Annotated in this window: 12 protein-coding genes and 1 pseudogene; 5 read left to right on the top strand and 8 right to left on the bottom strand. The window is 67.2% G+C overall.

The annotated features are described in order from the left end of the window. The first annotated feature begins 58 nt into the window (after nucleotides 1-58). A complete protein-coding gene (locus tag ACOJUI_RS09425; protein WP_422114712.1) occupies nucleotides 59-751 on the top strand; it encodes an HAD family hydrolase in 693 nt (230 codons plus the stop codon). Here the strand turns inward: ACOJUI_RS09425 and ACOJUI_RS09420 are convergent. From ACOJUI_RS09420 to ACOJUI_RS09405, 4 genes are all read right to left on the bottom strand, one after another. Beyond that, nucleotides 710-1,483 carry a GntR family transcriptional regulator gene (locus tag ACOJUI_RS09420; protein ID WP_422114711.1) on the bottom strand — a complete coding sequence of 258 codons (774 nt, stop codon included), beginning with the start codon at nucleotides 1,481-1,483 and terminating at the stop codon, nucleotides 710-712. The two genes, ACOJUI_RS09425 and ACOJUI_RS09420, sit on opposite strands and share 42 nt — an antisense overlap. 60 nt (nucleotides 1,484-1,543) lie before the next feature. Next, the gene (locus tag ACOJUI_RS09415; RefSeq protein ID WP_058956066.1) at nucleotides 1,544-2,851 is read right to left on the bottom strand and encodes an ISL3 family transposase; all 1,308 of its coding nucleotides are present in this window, start codon (nucleotides 2,849-2,851) and stop codon (nucleotides 1,544-1,546) included. Between the two features lie 222 nt (nucleotides 2,852-3,073). Further along, nucleotides 3,074-3,427: a hypothetical protein gene (locus ACOJUI_RS09410; protein WP_422114710.1), complete on the bottom strand. Its 354-nt coding sequence runs from the start codon at nucleotides 3,425-3,427 to the stop codon at nucleotides 3,074-3,076. Between the two features lie 174 nt (nucleotides 3,428-3,601). Further along, complete coding sequence (locus tag ACOJUI_RS09405; RefSeq protein WP_422114709.1) at nucleotides 3,602-4,201, bottom strand: recombinase family protein; 600 nt, start codon at nucleotides 4,199-4,201, stop codon at nucleotides 3,602-3,604. Nucleotides 4,202-4,535: 334 nt separating this feature from the next. Between ACOJUI_RS09405 and ACOJUI_RS09400 the strand changes: the two genes are divergently transcribed. The 3 genes from ACOJUI_RS09400 (at nucleotide 4,536) to istB (ending at nucleotide 9,128) form a co-directional block, all read left to right on the top strand. Beyond that, nucleotides 4,536-6,548: an ATP-dependent nuclease gene (locus tag ACOJUI_RS09400; protein WP_422114708.1), complete on the top strand. Its 2,013-nt coding sequence runs from the start codon at nucleotides 4,536-4,538 to the stop codon at nucleotides 6,546-6,548. A 451-nt stretch (nucleotides 6,549-6,999) separates the two neighbouring features. Further along, on the top strand, nucleotides 7,000-8,328 hold the full coding sequence (gene istA, locus ACOJUI_RS09395; protein WP_422114707.1) for an IS21 family transposase: 1,329 nt from the start codon (nucleotides 7,000-7,002) through the stop codon (nucleotides 8,326-8,328). After that, on the top strand, nucleotides 8,325-9,128 hold the full coding sequence (gene istB / locus ACOJUI_RS09390) for an IS21-like element helper ATPase IstB (RefSeq protein ID WP_422114706.1): 804 nt from the start codon (nucleotides 8,325-8,327) through the stop codon (nucleotides 9,126-9,128). Before istA ends, istB begins: the two co-directional genes overlap by 4 nt. A gap of 336 nt (nucleotides 9,129-9,464) precedes the next feature. On the opposite strand, the gene ACOJUI_RS09385 is transcribed toward istB, so the two are convergent. The 4 genes from ACOJUI_RS09385 to ACOJUI_RS09370 all read right to left on the bottom strand — a co-directional run bounded on the left by ACOJUI_RS09385 (nucleotide 9,465) and on the right by ACOJUI_RS09370 (nucleotide 15,890). Next, nucleotides 9,465-11,279: a DNA polymerase gene (locus ACOJUI_RS09385; protein WP_422114705.1), complete on the bottom strand. Its 1,815-nt coding sequence runs from the start codon at nucleotides 11,277-11,279 to the stop codon at nucleotides 9,465-9,467. Further along, nucleotides 11,276-13,768 carry a hypothetical protein gene (locus ACOJUI_RS09380; protein WP_422114704.1) on the bottom strand — a complete coding sequence of 831 codons (2,493 nt, stop codon included), beginning with the start codon at nucleotides 13,766-13,768 and terminating at the stop codon, nucleotides 11,276-11,278. Before ACOJUI_RS09380 ends, ACOJUI_RS09385 begins: the two co-directional genes overlap by 4 nt. Beyond that, nucleotides 13,765-14,079: a hypothetical protein gene (locus ACOJUI_RS09375; protein WP_422114703.1), complete on the bottom strand. Its 315-nt coding sequence runs from the start codon at nucleotides 14,077-14,079 to the stop codon at nucleotides 13,765-13,767. The genes ACOJUI_RS09380 and ACOJUI_RS09375 overlap by 4 nt, the downstream gene beginning before the upstream one ends. 329 nt (nucleotides 14,080-14,408) lie before the next feature. Further along, entirely contained in the window at nucleotides 14,409-15,890 is a 1,482-nt protein-coding gene (locus ACOJUI_RS09370) for a recombinase family protein (RefSeq protein WP_422114702.1), read from the bottom strand. On the opposite strand from ACOJUI_RS09370, the pseudogene ACOJUI_RS09365 reads away from it, so the two are divergent. Continuing rightward, nucleotides 15,798-17,027 (top strand): annotated as a pseudogene (locus ACOJUI_RS09365) (ComEC/Rec2 family competence protein); the annotation flags it as partial. The gene ACOJUI_RS09370 and the pseudogene ACOJUI_RS09365 sit on opposite strands and share 93 nt — an antisense overlap. Nucleotides 17,028-17,030: the final 3 nt, after the last annotated feature.

Below are 17,030 nucleotides of genomic sequence, written 5' to 3'. Positions count from 1 at the left end.
ATGTGAATTATGGTCTAGACCAAAAAGGGCGGGTTGTGGTCCTCCTACGCTGACGGGCATGGATATGCTTCCCCTCCCTCTCCCCGCGGCCCCGTCCGCGATCCTCTTTGACTTCAACGGCACCCTGTCCCTGGACGAGGACCTCATGGGAGACCTGTACATCGCCCTGGCCTGCGACCTGTTCGGACTCCGCCTGACCCCGGAGCAGTACGCCGAGGACTACGTCGGGCTCTCCGATCCCGACATCAGCCGTGCGGTCGCCTCCCGGGCCGGTGCACCGCACCGCGCGGACGAGCTGCTCGAGAGCCTCGCGGCGCGCTACGCCGAATCGATCCGCGCCGCGCCGCGCATTCCCGCCTCTCACGTCGCCGTGGTCCGCGACCTCGCCCCCACCAACCTCCCGCTCGGCGTGGTCACCGGCACCCTTCGCCGCCTGGTCGAGCCCGCGATCGAGGCGGCGGGTATCCGTGACCTGTTCGCGGCCGTCGTCGCCATCGAGGACGTCCGGCAGGGGAAGCCCCATCCCGAGGGCTTCCTGCGCGGGTTCGCCCTGCTCGGTGCCGACCCGAGCAGGGGCATCGTGATCGAGGACTCCGCGGCCGGCATCGCCGCGGCGGCCGCCGCCGGCTCCGCCTGCGTCGCGGTCGGCTCCGACCGGCCCCGGCCCGGCGCGACGGCCACCATCCCCACCGTCGCCGACCTGACCCGGCTACTCCGCGGCCACGACAGCGGTGTCGCTCAGCCGTCCTGAGACCCGCTCCCAGTCCGCCGTCGCGACCTGGACCTGCACCAGGTCCGCCCGATAGACATCACGGGAGTACTCGACCGGGCACCCGTCCTCGCGCAGCGCCGTGCGTTCGATGCGCAGGACCGGTCTGCGCGGCACCACCCCCAGCAGTCGCGCCTCCTCGACCGAGGCCACCCCGGGCTGCAGCAGCTCGCGCTTCGCCGCGGGGCGCGAGCCGGACAAGTCGGCGAGCAGCTCGTAGACCGAACCGGTGAGATCCGCTCCCTCGATCCCGCCCACCGTGTCACACCGCAGCCACGTGTCCTCGTAGATCACCCGGTCGGTCGCCGTCGAGCGCACACGGCGCAACCGGAAGGCCCCCTCCTCCGGAGCCAGCCGTAGGGCCGACCGGGCGACGGACGGGACGTGCTCGGCCGCTACCCGTCCCGAGCCGACCACCTCGGAGGTGAGTGGCATGTCCAGCCGGCGGAACTGGTTGCTGATCCCGCGGACGTCGGTGAGCTCCACCACCGGAGTGGGCCCCGCGACGAACGTTCCGCCGCCCCGACCCGGCCTGCGCGCGAGCAGCCCCTCAAGCTGCAGGCTCTCGACCGCGATCCGCAGCGTCGTCCGGCTCACGCCCAGCCATGAGGCGAGGTCGCGCTCGGGCGGCAGGCGGTCCCCCGGGCCGAGGCCCTCCTTGACGACGAGGTCCTGCAGCTTCTGTTCGACGATGGCGACGGCGGATCCGGACATGCCCTCGATCCTAGGCCTCGGACGTCGCGGACGTTCCATCGGCCTGCCTAATTGGGCTCATCATGATCCAGGGTGTAGTTGGGGTCTGAACCCGCCGGTCTCGAGCAGCGATCTGGCGATGTAGTTGGTGAGGTTGCGGAAGCCGAGTGCGGAGCCGCGGAGGTGTTCGAGCCGTCCGTTGATCGCCTCTGTGGGCCCGTTGCTGGTGCCGGGTCGGTCGAAGTAGGCCAGTACGTCGTCGGCTCGCTTCTTCAGTGTTCGCCCCAGCGTGATGACCTCGGTGAGCGCCTTCGGGACGCCGTGGCTGACCGAGTCGATCAGTTTGACCATTAGCTCGCGGCCACGACGCCGGTCCTGCTCGCGGTAGGCGGCGATCATCCGCTGGTAGACGCCCCAGGTTGCCTCGACTTCGACATGCGCATCGACGCTGAATAGGCCGTGCAGGCGGTCGTTCTGCTTGTCGGTGAGCAGGTCAGCTCCCGTGTGCAGGGTTCGCCGCGCCCGGTATAGCGGGTCGTCCTTGCGGCCGCGGTGGCCCTGGGTGTGCTGCTGGACCCGGCGGCGGCAACGGTCCAGTGCATCGCCAGCCAGCCGGACGACGTGGAAGGGATCCATCACCGCGACCGCGTCGGGCAGCGCCTCGGCGGTGGCGGTCTTGAAGCCGGTGAACCCGTCCATCGCGACCACCTCGATCGCGTCGCGCCACGCCTGCGGTCGCTCGGCGAGCCAAGTCTTGAACGCCTGCTTGGAGCGGCCCTCGACCATGTCCAGCAGCCGTGCTGGTCCGGTGCCCTCACGGATGCCGGTCAGGTCGATGACCACGGTGACGTACTTGTCGCCGCGGCGGGTGTGCCTCCAGACGTGCTCATCGACGCCGACGACCTTCACCCCGTCGAACCTGTGCTCGTCGTCGATCAGGACGCGCTTGCCCTCGGCCAGGACGGCGAGGTTGGCGGTGTTCCACGCGACCCCGAGCCCCTCGGCGACGCGGGCGACGGTGAGGTGCTGGACCACGATGCCCTCTAGTGCCCAGCGCAGCCCGCGGCGCGACAGCTTCGCCCGTGGTTCGGCCGCCAGGCTGGTGTCCTGTCGCCATACATGGCAGCAGTCGGTGCAGCGGTAGCGACGCACGACGACCTCCAGGGTCGTGGGTCGCCACCCGAGCGGTTCGTGCGCAAGCCGCCGGACCACCGTGTCCCGCGGAACCCCTTCGCAGCCGCAGCGACGGCACCACTGGTCGAGCTCGACGACGCGGCAAGCGATCACCGCGCGGTCGGGCTCGAGCCGTTGCCCAACGGCTTCGAGACCGAGCTCATCCAGTCGGCAGAACGTGGTCAGGTCAGGGCGAGTGAAGGTAGCGTCGTGCACGTCGAGGTCTTCCGGATGGGCAGTGTGAGAACTTCCATCCTCGGGAGACCTCGACTTCGATCCCGACACCGCCGCGCCGTCAGCTTCTACACCCTCATCTGCGAAGAGCCGGGTTAGGTTGGCCGAGAGGGAGCTACCGAACACGACGTGGACGGTCGGGTCGATGCAAGAGAAGACCCCCGACATCGATGGTGTCGGGGGTCCTGCTCTGTCCGGGGACGGTCAGCGGCTCAGAGGCTCCTTCTCACGCTCCTGAGCCTTCTTCCGGGCCTCCAGTGCGTTGTCCCGCTCACCGGTCTTCTGGTGCCCCTCGGAACGATCCTTGGCCCGCTCGGGGCGCTGCTGGCGCTGGGAGGTGTGCTCCTTCGCCTGGCGCTCGGTCGCAGCCCTCTCGCGCTGTTCACGGGCCCGACGCTTGGCCTGGTCCTGCTGGCGCTGAGCCTCCTTGTACTCGGGAGAGGCCTTGGCCTCCTCGCCGAACCGGTGTTCGACGCCCTTGTCTCCGCCTTCGGCCATGAGCCGGCGCATCTGGCGCACCTGGTCCCGGTCGATCTTCTGCTGGTCTGCCTGAGCCATGATCGGCTCCTTCCTATCGCCTGTCGACGATGTCGTAGATGATCACCCCGCGGTCCGCACAGTCCTGGACCATCGCGACATCGTGCGTGCTGCACGACCAGAACGAGTGCCAGCTCGCGACGACCTCCCACTCCGCAGGAGCGCCGCACCACTCGCATGAATGGTCCACCCCCCTCACCCCCTCTCGTCTTCTGTCTTGGCGTACCTCCCGGCCCCGGTGAGAGCCGAGTGCAGGGTGGAACGTGCCACCCCTAGCTCGCGAGCGATAACCGCCTTCGGCACTTTGAGGCGGACCTTCTCGCGAGCATTTGCGATCTGTTCAGGCGTGAGCTTCGGCCCCCGGTCATAGACGCCCTTGGCCTTGGCCAGGGCGATGCCCTCGGCCTGACGCTCCCGGATCTGCGCGCGTTCGAGCTCGGCGACCGCCGCGAGGATCGTGAGCATGAACCCGCCCTGCGGCGTGTCTGTGTTGAGAGCAGGGTTGTCCGTGAACTCGACAGCAGCACCTTTGCGCTTGAGCTGCTCGATGATCCCGAGAAGATCCTGCGTCGATCGAGCAAGACGGTCAGGAGACTTCACCCGGACCATGTCGCCCTCCCGGACGTACTCGATCAGCGCCTGCAACTCAGGGCGGCCGCGAACGTCCTTACCACTGGCCTTTTCCGTGAAGATCTTGTTGACCCCGCGGAGGACCTCGAGCTGGCGGTCGAGGTTCTGGTCGGCGGCGCTGACACGCGCGTAACCGACTACCTGACCGGAACCGTCCGATGGCATCTAAGACCTTTCGCCGTATGTGTACAACAAGAGTCTACCCCCACCCTGCCATACGCGCATTCACGCAGCGTACAGATTGTCCGGCCGGGTACACCCTGTTGGGCAACCAGCTCACGGGCCCGCCTACGGCGGGCAGGCCCGGCCTCCGGCCGGGGACTCTCCCGCTCGTCAGGGGTACGGGCGGTAGGAAGCCTTCGTCGGCAGCAGCAACGAATAGCCGTCCGTGGAGTCACTCGTCCCCGCGCGCAACAACCGTGAGCAGGCGATCGGCCTGGCCCCGGGGTATAGGGCGCGATGTCATCACATAGGCTGAGGAGAAACGAGAGGGGAACTGATGCGTCTCAAGCGCGTACGGGTGCGTGACTACCGTTCGGTGAACGACAGCGGCGAGTTTGAGGTCGAGCATGACAAGACCATCCTCGTCGGTATCAATGAGGCCGGGAAGACGTGCCTGCTAACTGCGATGGAGCAGGTGAACGCGCCGGCTACGCGCCCCAAGTTCAAAGCGCTCACGGACTATCCGCGTGCCAGGTACACCGAGGTGCAGCGCGGGGACCGCGCAGCGGGCGACGTAGAAGTGGTGGTCGCATCCTTCGAGCTCGACGCCGACGACCGCGCTGCCGTCGCGGAAGTCGCACCCGACCTTGGGGACCTTCAGACGTACCAGTTCACTCGTCGCCTCGACAACTCGTCAATGCACTCGTTGCCCGACGCCCCGCCCTACAAGAGATTCCGAGACGTCGAGGAGGACCTGCAGCGCCTTCGCAAGGCGTTGCAGGCTGTCGAAGGCGCGGACACAGTAATCGCGAAGTTCGACGCTGCGGTGAAGGCATTCAGCCCAACTGAACGGCTGATCGGAACCAGGGCCGCTGCCCTCGACGCCTGCCTCTCCGAGGCGATAGCCGAGATCGATGAGGACAACGAGCGCGAACTCGCCCGCTTACGCAAGGTCCGTGGCGCGATCGCTTTCTCGGGGCAGCGGGACGCGGCCGCGAGCGTCTTGAACGGGAGGCTGCCCCAGTTCGTCTATTACTCGACCTACTTCCAGGTGCACCCTCGGATCAACCTGAAGGCTCTTGCGACGCGCGAGGCCGCCGGGGACACCGAGGAGGGATACGACTTCGGCAACCTATGCCTTCTCAAGGTGGTCGGTCTCACGGCAAAGGAGCTCGCAGACCTGGCCGACGGACAGCCCGAAGAAGCGCACTACCGCAACAACCCCCAGGGATATCGCGAGGCGGTGAAGACCTACCAGGAGAAGCTGGACGACCGCCAGAACCGCCTCAACGCGGCCAGCGTTTCCCTGACCCAGCAGATCCGCAAGGTCTGGGGTGACGACCAGGTACAGCTGCGATTCGTGGCCGACGGCCACTACCTCAAGGTGACGGTAGTGGACGACCTCGGCGTCGAGGTGGAGCTCGACCAGCGCAGTGAGGGGTTCCGCTGGCTCGTGTCGTTCTTCGTCGTGTTCCGTGCCCAGTCCGAAGGCGACCTGAAGAACGCCATTCTCCTCCTCGACGAGCCCGGCTTGAGCCTGCACGCGCTCAAGCAGCAGCAGTTCCGTTACACCGTCGGTGAGCTTGCCGGCACTAATCAGGTCATCTACACGACCCACTCACCGTTCATGGTTGGCTCCGACGAGCTCGACTTTGTGCGGATCGTTGAAATGCCGGACCGGATCACCGGCACCAAGGTCCACACGCGCATCGCGGTTGATGACCCTGCCTCGCTCTACCCGCTGCAAGCTGCGCTGGGCTACGAGCTCGCTCAGTCGATGTTCACCCAGGCCCGCAACCTGGTGTGCGAGGGCTACACCGACATGCTCTACGTCGAGGCTCTGAACGTCGCGGCCTCCGACGCCGGCAGCGGGTTTAAGCGCCCAGTCGCCCTGGTTCCCGCATCGAGCGCCAGCAAGGTCATCTACTACGTGACCGTTCTGGTCAGCCAGGACTTCAAGGTCGCCGCCTTGCTCGACTCCGACCAGGCTGGCGATAAGGCGGCCGAGCAGGACGAGCTCGTCGCCATGCTGGAGAAGAAGCGGCTGCTGCGGACCAAGGACTTCGCCGCACCTTCGGTGAAGGGTCCCGAGATCGAGGACCTTCTCCGCGAAACCCTCGTCGTCGTCGCCCGAGACCGATGCGGGTGGGACGTCGAGCAGATCGCGACCAGTCAGCCGCAACGGCGCCTTGTGGACATCCTCAAGAAAGAGGTCTCGGGGTTCTCGAAGTTCAAGCTCACCCGAGCCTTCATGTCCTGGCTCGGGGAACACGGCTTCGAAGGGCTTGCCACGGACGAGCAAGAAGCCGTGAAGAAGTTCTTCACAGCCGCCAACAAGGCGCTCTCCTAACTGACTCCGATAGCGCGATGCTGCCCGCTGTCCCGATAGCCGAACCGTTACCGGGACGAGATGCAGCATTCGGTCGGCCTACCGGGCAACGAGACCGTTGGTGAAGCGCAAGAACAGCGGTAGCAGATGAAGCAACCAGCCCTCCGCATCCTGCTGGGGCACGCCCCATTTGGACATCTCTCCACGGGCCCGCCTCCGGCGGGCCACAGTCCGGCCTTCGGCCGGGGACTCTCCTGCTCGGCAGGGGCACGGGCAGGGGAGTGGCGAGGAGGAGCTGCCCGCGGTGGAGGAACGAGGCAACGCACAAGGTGGGTTGATGACGCTCGCTGAAATTCCCCAGTTGTGCTCACCGAATTTCCCCAGTCTGGGTCGCTCCGTCGCATGAGGCGGGCCTCCCTGGATGCTGGTGGTCTCTGACCACTCACCAGCCTTCCAGGGAGGCCCAACGCTCATGCTCTCAGAGAGGAGCAGCGTGGACATCCACGCTCTGCACCGGCAGGGAATCACGATCAGCGAGATCGCCCGACGCACCGGTCACGACCGCAAGACCATCCGTTCCTACCTCCGTGGCGACCGCGAGCCCGGAGTCCGCAAACCCGCCGTCCCGGACGCATTCGGGCCCTTCACCGACTACGTCACCGCCAGGCTGATCGAGGACCCCCACCTCTGGGCCGTGACGCTGCTGGACGAGCTGCGGCCGCTGGGGTTCGAGGGCTCTTACCAGTCCCTGACCCGTCAGATCCGTGACCGGTCGTTGCGGCCGGCCTGCCAGGCCTGCGCCCACGTCACGAAGCGTCCGAACGCGGTGATCGAGCATCCGCCCGGGGAGGAGACTCAGTTCGACTGGCTCGAGCTGCCCGACGCACCCGTCCAGTGGGCCTACCCCCGGAAAGGGGCGTATGTGCTGGTCGGGTCACTCGCCCACTCCGGCGTCTGGCGGGCCGCGATCGCGCCCTCGATGGACCTGCCCCACCTGCTGGCCGCGATGACGACCGTGCTTTCCCTCCTCGGAGGGCTCACGCGGGTGTGGCGGTTCGATCGGATGCGGACCGTGCTGGACCCCGCCACCGGGGACCTGACCGCGATGTTCTCCGCGTTCGCGAAGCACCACGGAGTCCAGGCCGTCGCCTGCCGACCCAGGTCCGGGAATCGTAAGGGCGTGGTCGAGAAGAACAACCACACCGCCGCCCAACGTTGGTGGCGAACCCTGCCCGACGAGATCACGGCCGAGCAGGCCCAGACCTCCCTCGAACAGTTCGCAGCCCGGCAGGACGGCCGCCGCCGCGAGAGCCCGACAGGTACCACGACCGCCGCCAAGATGCGTGCTCAAGAGCGGCTCCGGCCACTGCCGCCGATGGCGTTCCCGGTAGTGGTGACCGAGCAACGGGGCGTCTCCCGGCAAGCCCTGATCCATTGGCGCGGCAACCGATACTCCGTCCCACCCGAACTCGCGATGGCCATGGTCAATGTTCATCAGCACCTCGGCGCGGACCATATCGAGATCACCACCACCTCCGGCGCGGCGGTTGCTCGTCACCGCCTGGCCGAGCCTGGTCTGGGCATCACCCAGCGCACCGATCAGCACGTCACTGCGCTGGAGACCATCGCGCTGGCCTCGGCCCCGCCGGGACGGCCTCACCGCCGCAAGGAACGCATCCCACCCGGTGCTGCGGCGCTGGCCGCTGCCCAGGTCTTGACCGGGCCGCGGGCCCCGACTGCCACCGTGATCGACCTGGCCGCCTATGAGCAGGCCGCGAAGAACAGGAACACCCTGACATGACCACCACAACCACGACCGCGAGCGTCTATCAGCAGCTCAAGGGCCACCTGGACGAGTTGAAGCTCGCCGACGCCGCCGAAGCCCTCCCAGGCATCCTGGACCAAGCCCAGGCCGAGGACTGGACCCTCACCCACGCCCTGGAGCAGTTGCTGGCGATCGAGGTCAGTGCCACCGAGAAACGTCGCCTCGCGGGCCGGTTCCGGTTCGCGAACCTGCCCACCGGAGCGACGCTGAGCAACTTCGACCACGACGCCGCCTCCGGCATCGACCCCAACTTGCTGAACGAGTTGGGGACCTGCCGGTTCCTGGAGACCGCGACGAACGTGCTCCTGATCGGCCCGCCCGGAGTGGGCAAAACCCATATCGCCACCGGTCTCGGCCACGCCGCGGTCAATGCTGGCTATCGGGTCTATTTCACCTCCGCCGCTGACCTCGCCGCCCGCTGCCACCGCGCCGCGATCGAGGGCAAATGGTCCACGATGATGCGGTTCTTCGCCGGCCCGACCCTGCTGATCATCGACGAGCTCGGCTATCTACCGCTACCCGCCGAAGCGGCATCGGCCCTGTTCCAAGTCATCAACCAGCGCTACCTGAAGACCTCGATCGTGATCACCACGAACAGGCCCGTCGGCGCCTGGGGCGAGATCCTCGGCGACACCACCGTCGCCGCCGCCATGCTCGATCGGCTTCTCCACCGCTCCGTTGTCGTGACCCTCGACGGCGCGTCCTACAGGCTCCGCAACCACCACGCCGCCGCAGAAGAGATCCGCCGCGCCACCACCGGCACCAACCTCGGCTAACCTAGCCCCGCGACCCGGGGAACTTCACCGAGCGACTCTGGGGAAAATCGATGAGCGCCATCAGGGTTAAGTGGGTTGGGTGGGTTGGGTGGGTTGCTCGCAGAGCCCGGCCTACAGAACACGTGGACGCGCAGGGCCATCCGAGCGTTAGACGGAGTTTTCTCGCACGCGTGGTGGCTCATCTCAACCCACTTAACCCACTATTCCCACTTAACCCACCCTCAGACGCCGTCCGGCCAGTTCTCTCAGTGACTCCGATCTTCGTTCTCGAGGCAACTGGACATGGAACAGCCCCGGACCGTCTCGGGATCCGGGGCTGCTGTCCGCCGACAGGGACTACGGTGCGAGCCCCCCGTGCCACACGCACCCCGTGTCGCCGCACGCCGGCAGCGCCCGGTGCTCTCGGGCGACCTCGGGCCACTTCGGCTTCTCCGACCTGTAGCAATCTGCCCAGTCCCGGCCCGCGTCCGATGCCGCCGCCAGGACCGGCACGGTGATCGCGCCCTCCATGATGGTGAAGTCGAACTGGAGCGCAGCGAGGACTGCGGCGCGTGCTTCGTCCAGCCGGTCCACGGGGACGCTCAGCACGATCTCATCGTGGATGATCGCCCGCAGACACGGCAGCAGCCACTCAGGCAGCCGAAGGACGCCCTCCATCATCAGGTCCCGCGCCGTGCCCTGTCCCAGGCTCGCAGGCCCCTGCGTGTACGCATGCCCAGGGTCGACGCCGATTCGCCGCCCGAACGCGCTTCGTACCTCACCGTCACGCTCTGCGTTCTTGTGCGCGTGGTTCTTCCACCACGCCAGTCTGGGGAACGCGACGTTGAGCTGTGCCAGCTGCGCTCCAGCTTCCTCGACCGTGCTCTCGATGACCTCGGCGAGCTTCCGAGCGCCCATGCCGTACGTCGACGCGTGGGTGACCGGCTTCGCCTCGTCCCGGCGCGACGCGTCATTGAAAAGCTTTTCAGCCATTCGCGAGTGGAAGTCCTCGCCGGGGGCGAACATCGCGATGTACGCCGGGTCCTGGCAGTGAGCCGCGACCGCCCGTGCATCGACCTGTGAGAGGTCCACTGCCAACAGCACTTCGCCTTCATCGGGCAGGAGCAGGGACCGTTCGAGCACGTTACGCCTGTCGCGCTTGCCCATCACCGAGAGCCCCGGCTTCGTGACCGAGATCCTCCCCGTCGCCTGACCCGCATTGATCTGCGGGTGAACCCGCCCGTCGGGACCCGTGCAGCTCAGGATCGTGTCGACGATGCTGCGCTCCTCGTTCAGACTCAACACCAGCTCGCACAGCTCGTCGAGCGGCGTGTTGTCCGGATGCTCGCCGCGCAGATCCTCGAGCGCCTTCCGGCTCGTTGCGAGGCCTCCGCGGGTGGTCCGAGGCGGCTCGACACCGTACTCGAGCATCGCCCGTTCGATCGCCGCCTTCCCTGCCGTGGAGGCTTGCGGCTTCTGTCCCGTGTGCGGGAGGCCGAAACGCCGCCTGAACTCCGTCTTGAGGGCGTCCTGACGGGCACGCTGAGCAGCCTGTCGTCGCCGAGCCTCTTCGACGTCTACACGGAACCCGGAGCGCGAGATGTGGCTCAGCCGCCACATCACCTCGTGCTCCCGGATGAGGTAGCTGTCCATCGGCAGCCGGCCGGCGACCTCTCGGAGTACCTCGACGTCCTGCACTGCGTACGCACGATACGCAGGGTCATCCACCGGGATCTGGTCGTAGCCACCGTGTTCTCGTGCCAAGTGCTTCAGTACCGACGCTCCATCACCCTCCCGCAGCTTGCCCGTGATGCCGAGCCGATCGGCGACGGAATCGAGGTCGTAGCGCTTCGCCTTGCCGGTAGATGTGCCCGACAACGGCGGGTCCGCCTGCCTGGCGAGCAGCAGCGTGTCCCGGACCCGGCCCTCGTGCACCAGCCGACCTACATCGAGTCCATACCAGTGCTCGAGAGCCGCCAGGTCGAAGCCGATCCCGTTGTGCGCGACCACGACATCCGCCCAGGCCAGGACCGTGCACAGCTCGCGCATGTCCGTCGTGACCTCCACCGGCCCGTTGTCGACGGCAAACGCCGCCAGCCGCAGGAATCCGGGACCGTACGTGTACAGCGTGTCCGCACTCGCGGTTTCCGTATCGAAGAAGACGATGCTCATTGGTCGTCCTCCTCCGGACGGTCGGAGATGCTCGGCGTCGAGGCCAAAGTTGTCACCGGCGGCAACAACGAACCCACCGGTGCACCAAGCGGGGCAGCCGTCTGCGCGGCCGGTGCCGGGGTGCTTGATGACGTCTGGGACGCCTCGATCATCCACTTCACGGAGCCGCCCTGACCCATGCCCGTCTTGACGAGGCGCAGGCCTCCGCGCCAGCGGGGCCCCTGCCCGGCGTAGGCCTTCCCGAGGGCACGCGGCGTGGCGTCCCGCTCCATCCCGGGCGGCATCTCCGCATCCAGGTCTGCCTCTGCTTGTCGCAGCGCCTCGCGAGACGTGAATGCGACGCCGACGCCGAGCGTGTCCTGGAGCCACTCGTAATGAGAGGTCCAGTGCATGTCCTCGTAGTCCGACTCACGGCGCTGCTCCTCGACGCCCTCGAGGAAGCCCGGGATGCCCGCGACGTGCAGGATGCCGCCGATCACGTCCTGCCAGCGCTCGAAGGATCCGAACCGGAATGGGCCGTTCACGGACGGTTGTCCCTGCGCGTACCAGGCCCGCACCAGCGTCAGACACGCTTCCAGCAGGTCGCGGCGATGTTCCGTCACCCACTCCTTGAGGTCGTTATGCCGGAACCCAGAGCGGTTCTCGGGGTCCGGCAGATCCGAGTGCAGGCGGATGCGGATCGTACGGCGTGCAGCGTCGCCCGTGACCTGGACGTTGTTCCCTGCGAAGTACAGCGAGGCACGATTCGGAATCTCGATGCGCTCTGACGCCCCGAGCTTCCGGTCGGACCACCGCTCAGCGGTGACCAGTGAGTTGAGCGCGGGCGAGCACAGCTCCGTGACCTCGTCATAGATCATGACGGTGGCACCGGCCCGGAGTGTGGCCGTAAGGGTCTTACGCATCTCGTCCTCAGTGGATGGCAGGATCGAGAGGCTCGGAGGACACCCCAGGGCGATCCGAGACATGACGTCGAGGAACAGCCCCTTCCCGACGCCCCGCTGCAGGCCGTCGATCACGAGGAACGGTGCTGTCGGCACCAGCGGCCGGATGAGCGGCGTCAGCAGGGCCGCCACCGCGTGCGCACGGTCGGTCTCGTCCTTGAGCAGGAAGTCGGCCAGCAGATCATCAAGCAGCAGAGCGCGGGCCGAGTCGATCTCAGCCGCGGTCGGCGCCTCCGGCACCGCGATGCCCTCGAGGTCCTCTGACAGCTCAACATGATGCCTCGTCCGGGAGTCATAGCCCGTCTTCGTCACCATCGAACCGTCGGCACGCACGAGAGGAAGCCGGGAGATCCCGTCCAGTGCTTCGTATCCTCGGTGGCGGCTCAACAGCGCGGCCAGCACGTTCCTGTCCGGCCACTCGTGCTCGTGGGTGCACCCGCCATCGTCCTGTCGTTCATCGCCCGTCACCGTGACCGCGGCCTGCGCGACGAGGTCACCCAGCTCGCCCGGACCGACGGGGATGATGCTCGGACCGTCGTCGCCAGAGACCAGCATCGCGAGGGTCTCGCCGTGTTGGAAGAGGCGCCGGCCGCCGAACTTCTGATGTAGCGCAGCATCGCAGCTCTCGATCACGCCGAGACGGTCTCCACGCACGTGAATCAGTGCACGGGTGCCCTGAGCCAGCGCCGCGGCATTCGCCTGGCCACGCGCCTTCCGGTCGCGCTCCTCCCCGGTGAGCGGCTTCGGCTGCCGATCAGCCGGCTTCGGCTTCGCACTCTCGGTCAGGGACTTCATGAAGTCCTCGCGAGTGTCTTCGGGGTCTGCAGCCAGCACGTCGTCGAGGCCCGCGTTACCGGCCGCTCCTGTGCGCACGTACTTGACGGACGTCGCGCCTCGCATCTCGCACGCGACTCCGAGCCGCACTGCGCCGTCGTACACGGCGCGGTTCGTAGCGGCGTCAGCGTCCGGAACGACGACGACAGGCAAGCCCTTGACCACACGGAGATGCTTAGTCGCCACGCCGCCGCGAGACCACCCCTCGATCCCGCAGATGCGGAACACGGCCCAGTCACCGGGCGCATACGCAGATGCCGCGATCGCCTGCTTGACACCCTCGACAATGAGCACGCCCGCGGGCTTCTCAACCTCGCGGACTACGGGCAACAGAGGTGCAGACGGCGCAGGCCCGTTGTCAGAAGGGGAGATGTACTTCCGGTCCGGGACGGACCCGTTGGCAGGCCTAACCTGGCCGGTGTCAGAGCCGTCGGGCTCGACCATCGGGTACACCAGCATCGGGAGCACGTCCTTGCCATGCTTTTCGTAGACCCACTGAGCCCACTCCGGCAGCTCCTCGACGACCTGCGCACTGTAGACGCCGTGCTCGCGGGCGACCTCCTCGGAGATGGCGCTGCGATCGAGCTCCTCAAGATGCTCGGGCAGGAGGATGCTGGTGTTGTTTGTCGATGCGATGGTAAAATCGGCGCTGGGAAACTCGTTTTCGGCCGCCTCGTCGTTGCACTCGACGGGGCGGCTTTCGTGTGTGGTCATCGCGCCGCACCTCGCAGGATCGCGATGATGAGATCGCGGCGCTCAGCACTGATCGGCGGCGCGGCCGCGGCCGACCGCTTCGCGGCGGCCTTCAGCTCGTCGAACGCGCGTTCTGCCGCAGACGCTTTGCGCATCGCCTCAAGGTCAGTGAGCGCGACCACGTACTTGCCGCCGTGCATCTTGTGGCGGAGGGAACCGCTCTTGACGCGACGGCGGAGGGTGTCGATGGAGCCGTACCGGCGATTGCCGTCGGCATCGCGGACTTCGGCGGCCTGCGAGAGGGTAAGGATGTCAGCCGTAATAGTGGCCATGTGTCAGTCACTCCAGAGACGGCACGCATAGCGTGCTTACGTCTCTGGCCGACACACTCACAGGTGGCGATCTCGTTCACGCCTGTGTTGCCAGATGGAGTCCTGCCGCAGTCTCTCGTCAACTGCTGACGCTTACTCCGCCCGTTATAGCTGGTCCTGCCTCGTACCAGGTTGATCTAGGTCCTGTGGTACTCGGCCGTGAGGTGGGCTGACCTCGGACGATCTCTTAAGGGGCTTGCGAGTCCCCACACGTACACCGCTCGCCTAGTCGAGCGACAGTCACTAGCTTACGGATATCCGTCCCAGATTGCTATAGCAATGATCGACACCTATCGCCATCCCTCGTCGACCCGGTCGTAGTTGACACCCTTCCATCCCTTGGCGCCCTTGCCGACCGGGTTGATCCTTGGGGTCATCAGCGCCCTGATCACCCGGCGCATATCCGCCAGTTCGAGCTTTTCCCACGCTCCCCGCACGTCGCCGCTTGACGCGAGATCCAACACCAGCGGATCGGTGGCAGCGAGCTGTTCGAGACGTCTCTGCGCCGCGTCGATGAGTGGCCGCACGCGGTCCTCCTGGTCGAACATCAGCTCGGGCCGGTGCCGTGCCGCGGCCTGCTTTCGGACCTCGTCAAGGTACTTTCGGTGCCCTTCGATCTCGTCGATGAGGGCCAGCCGCTCAGCGTCCACCCCCTTGTCCTGCTGGCCGAGAACCGCGAGAAAGTCCGGACGCTCGAGACGAGCAAGCACGTGCTCGGTAACGACCTGGTCGAGATGCTCCTTCTTCATGGCGACGTGAAAGCCAGTCTTCCCCGGGACGCCCTGGCAGATATACGTGCTGTAGTGCTCGCGGGGGAGAGGGTTGCCTTCCTCGTCGTACTTCTTGCGGCCCGCGTTCTGTTTCCCTACCCGCGTCCCCGCGCCGCAGATCCCGCACACCGCGATGCCGGCCAGCAGATGCTTCGCAGGCCAGTCGTTCGTCCGCTTGCGGGCCGCGTCGTTCAGCAGCGGCAACAGCTTCTCTTCCCACACATCCGGTTCGATCAGATGCGGCCATACACCGTCGGCGACGATCTCGCCCCGGTGCTGGCGCCTCCCGGCATACGCAGGCGTGAGGAGCATCGATTTCACCGCCGGGGGAGTCCAGCCGAGATTGGCACGGTGCTTCTTGTACGACGGCCGCCGGGGCGGCACACCGCGCTCATTGAACGACTTCGCGATCGCGTAGTACGTCTCTCCGTTGATCACTCTCTCGGCGGCCTCTTTGACGATCACCGCCTGTTCCGGCTCCGGTTCGATACGGAGAAGCTCCCGAGTCTTCTCGTCGTACACGCGGCGGTAGCCGTACAAGTTCTTCCCGTGCACGCGACCCTCCTCCGCAGCCGCCCGAACGTTTCGACGGATCCGCTCGGATGTCTTCGCCGACTCGTACTCCGAGTCCACCGCATCCTCGAGCATCGAGCGACGGTCACGCGCGTTCGATGGGTCGTACTCGCGTCTGTGCGTCGTGACGAAGACGTGAATGCCGCGTTCCTCGCACAGCTCAATCAGGTTCACCCACTCGCCTGTGCGGCGTGACCCGCGTGAGGACTCCCAGATCACAAGGACATCGGCACCGAAGCGGTCGTCCTCAAGATCGTCGATCAGACGACGGAAGTTCTCGCGTTCCTTCGTCGCGTACTTCGACGCGCTCCGATCGTCGTCACGGTAAGGGCTCGGGTGCAGCACCCAGCCCCGGTCGGCCACCTCACGCTGATTCTCAGCGTGCTGCTGGTCGGGAGACTTGCCCGTGCCGTGCCTGTCCTTGGACACACGCAGGTACTCCCGAGCCACTGTCTGCGCACTTGGGCGCTTGTCCCTTTTTTGCATAGACGCCTCCCACCTCTGTTAGAAAGTATATCCGGGGCCAACATCGCCCTCGTGCTCGCCGCTGTGCTGGGTCCGCTGCTGCTCGCCGGCGTCCGGCGGCGGCCCCGGATCCTCACCGCCGCCGTGGTGGTGGCCGGGTACGTGTGGCTGGTCGGGGACGAGCCCAGCGTGCAGCGCGCCGCGACCATGGCCGCCCCGCTGCTGGCCGCCCGCTTCGCCGGGGTGCGCGCCTCCCCGGTCGCCGCTCTTGCCCTGACGGTCGCGCTGTGGTCCGTGCTCGACCCCGTCACCGCCGCCTCCGTCGGGTTCCTGCTCTCCGCGCTCGCGACCGCCGCCATCCTCATCGCGGCACCGCCGCTGGCCGCCGCCCTCACCGCCCTGAGCGGCGAGCGGCTCGGCCCGACCGCGGCGCTGGTGCTCGCGGTCCCCCTGGTCGCCCAGCTCGCCTGCACCCCGCTGCTGATCCTGCTCACCCCGGAGCTCTCCCTCTGGGCCGTGCCGGTGAACCTGCTGGTCGCTCCGTTGGTGGGCCCGTCCACCGTGATCGGGCTGCTCGCGCTGGCGCTCGGGGTCCTCTGGCCGGCAGCGGCGGTCGCCCTGCACACGGTCGCCGGCGGGGGAGCACATCTGGTGCTCCTGGTCGCCCGCACCGCCGACGCCCTGCCGGGATCCCGCATCGCCGTCCCGGAGGGTGCGACCGGCGCGCTGCTCGCGGTCGCGGCGATCATCGCGCTGGCGATCGCGGTGGCCGCCCATCGGGTCCGGATGGTGCGGTGGGCGGTCGCCGCCCTCCTGGTGGCGGCGCTGTCCCCGAGCCTGGGCCGGTTGCTGCCCAGTGGAGCGCCGCCGGACTGGACGCTCGCAATCTGCGCCGTCGGGCAGGGCGATGCGGTACTGCTGCGACCCGGAGATGCCGGCCGCGAGGGGCCCACCGTCCTCATCGACACCGGACCGGACCCGGCTGCCCTGCGGGACTGTCTCGACCGTCTCCAGGTCACGCGGATCGACCTGCTGGTCCTCTCCCATCCCCACCTCGACCACACCGGTGGTCGAGAGGCGCTGACCGGGCGGCGGGTCCCGCAG

The organism is Brachybacterium sp. UNK5269, from assembly GCF_049266655.1.
In the GTDB taxonomy this organism is placed as follows: Bacteria; Actinomycetota; Actinomycetes; order Actinomycetales; family Dermabacteraceae; genus Brachybacterium.
This window is presented reverse-complemented; position numbering and strand designations above follow the sequence as displayed.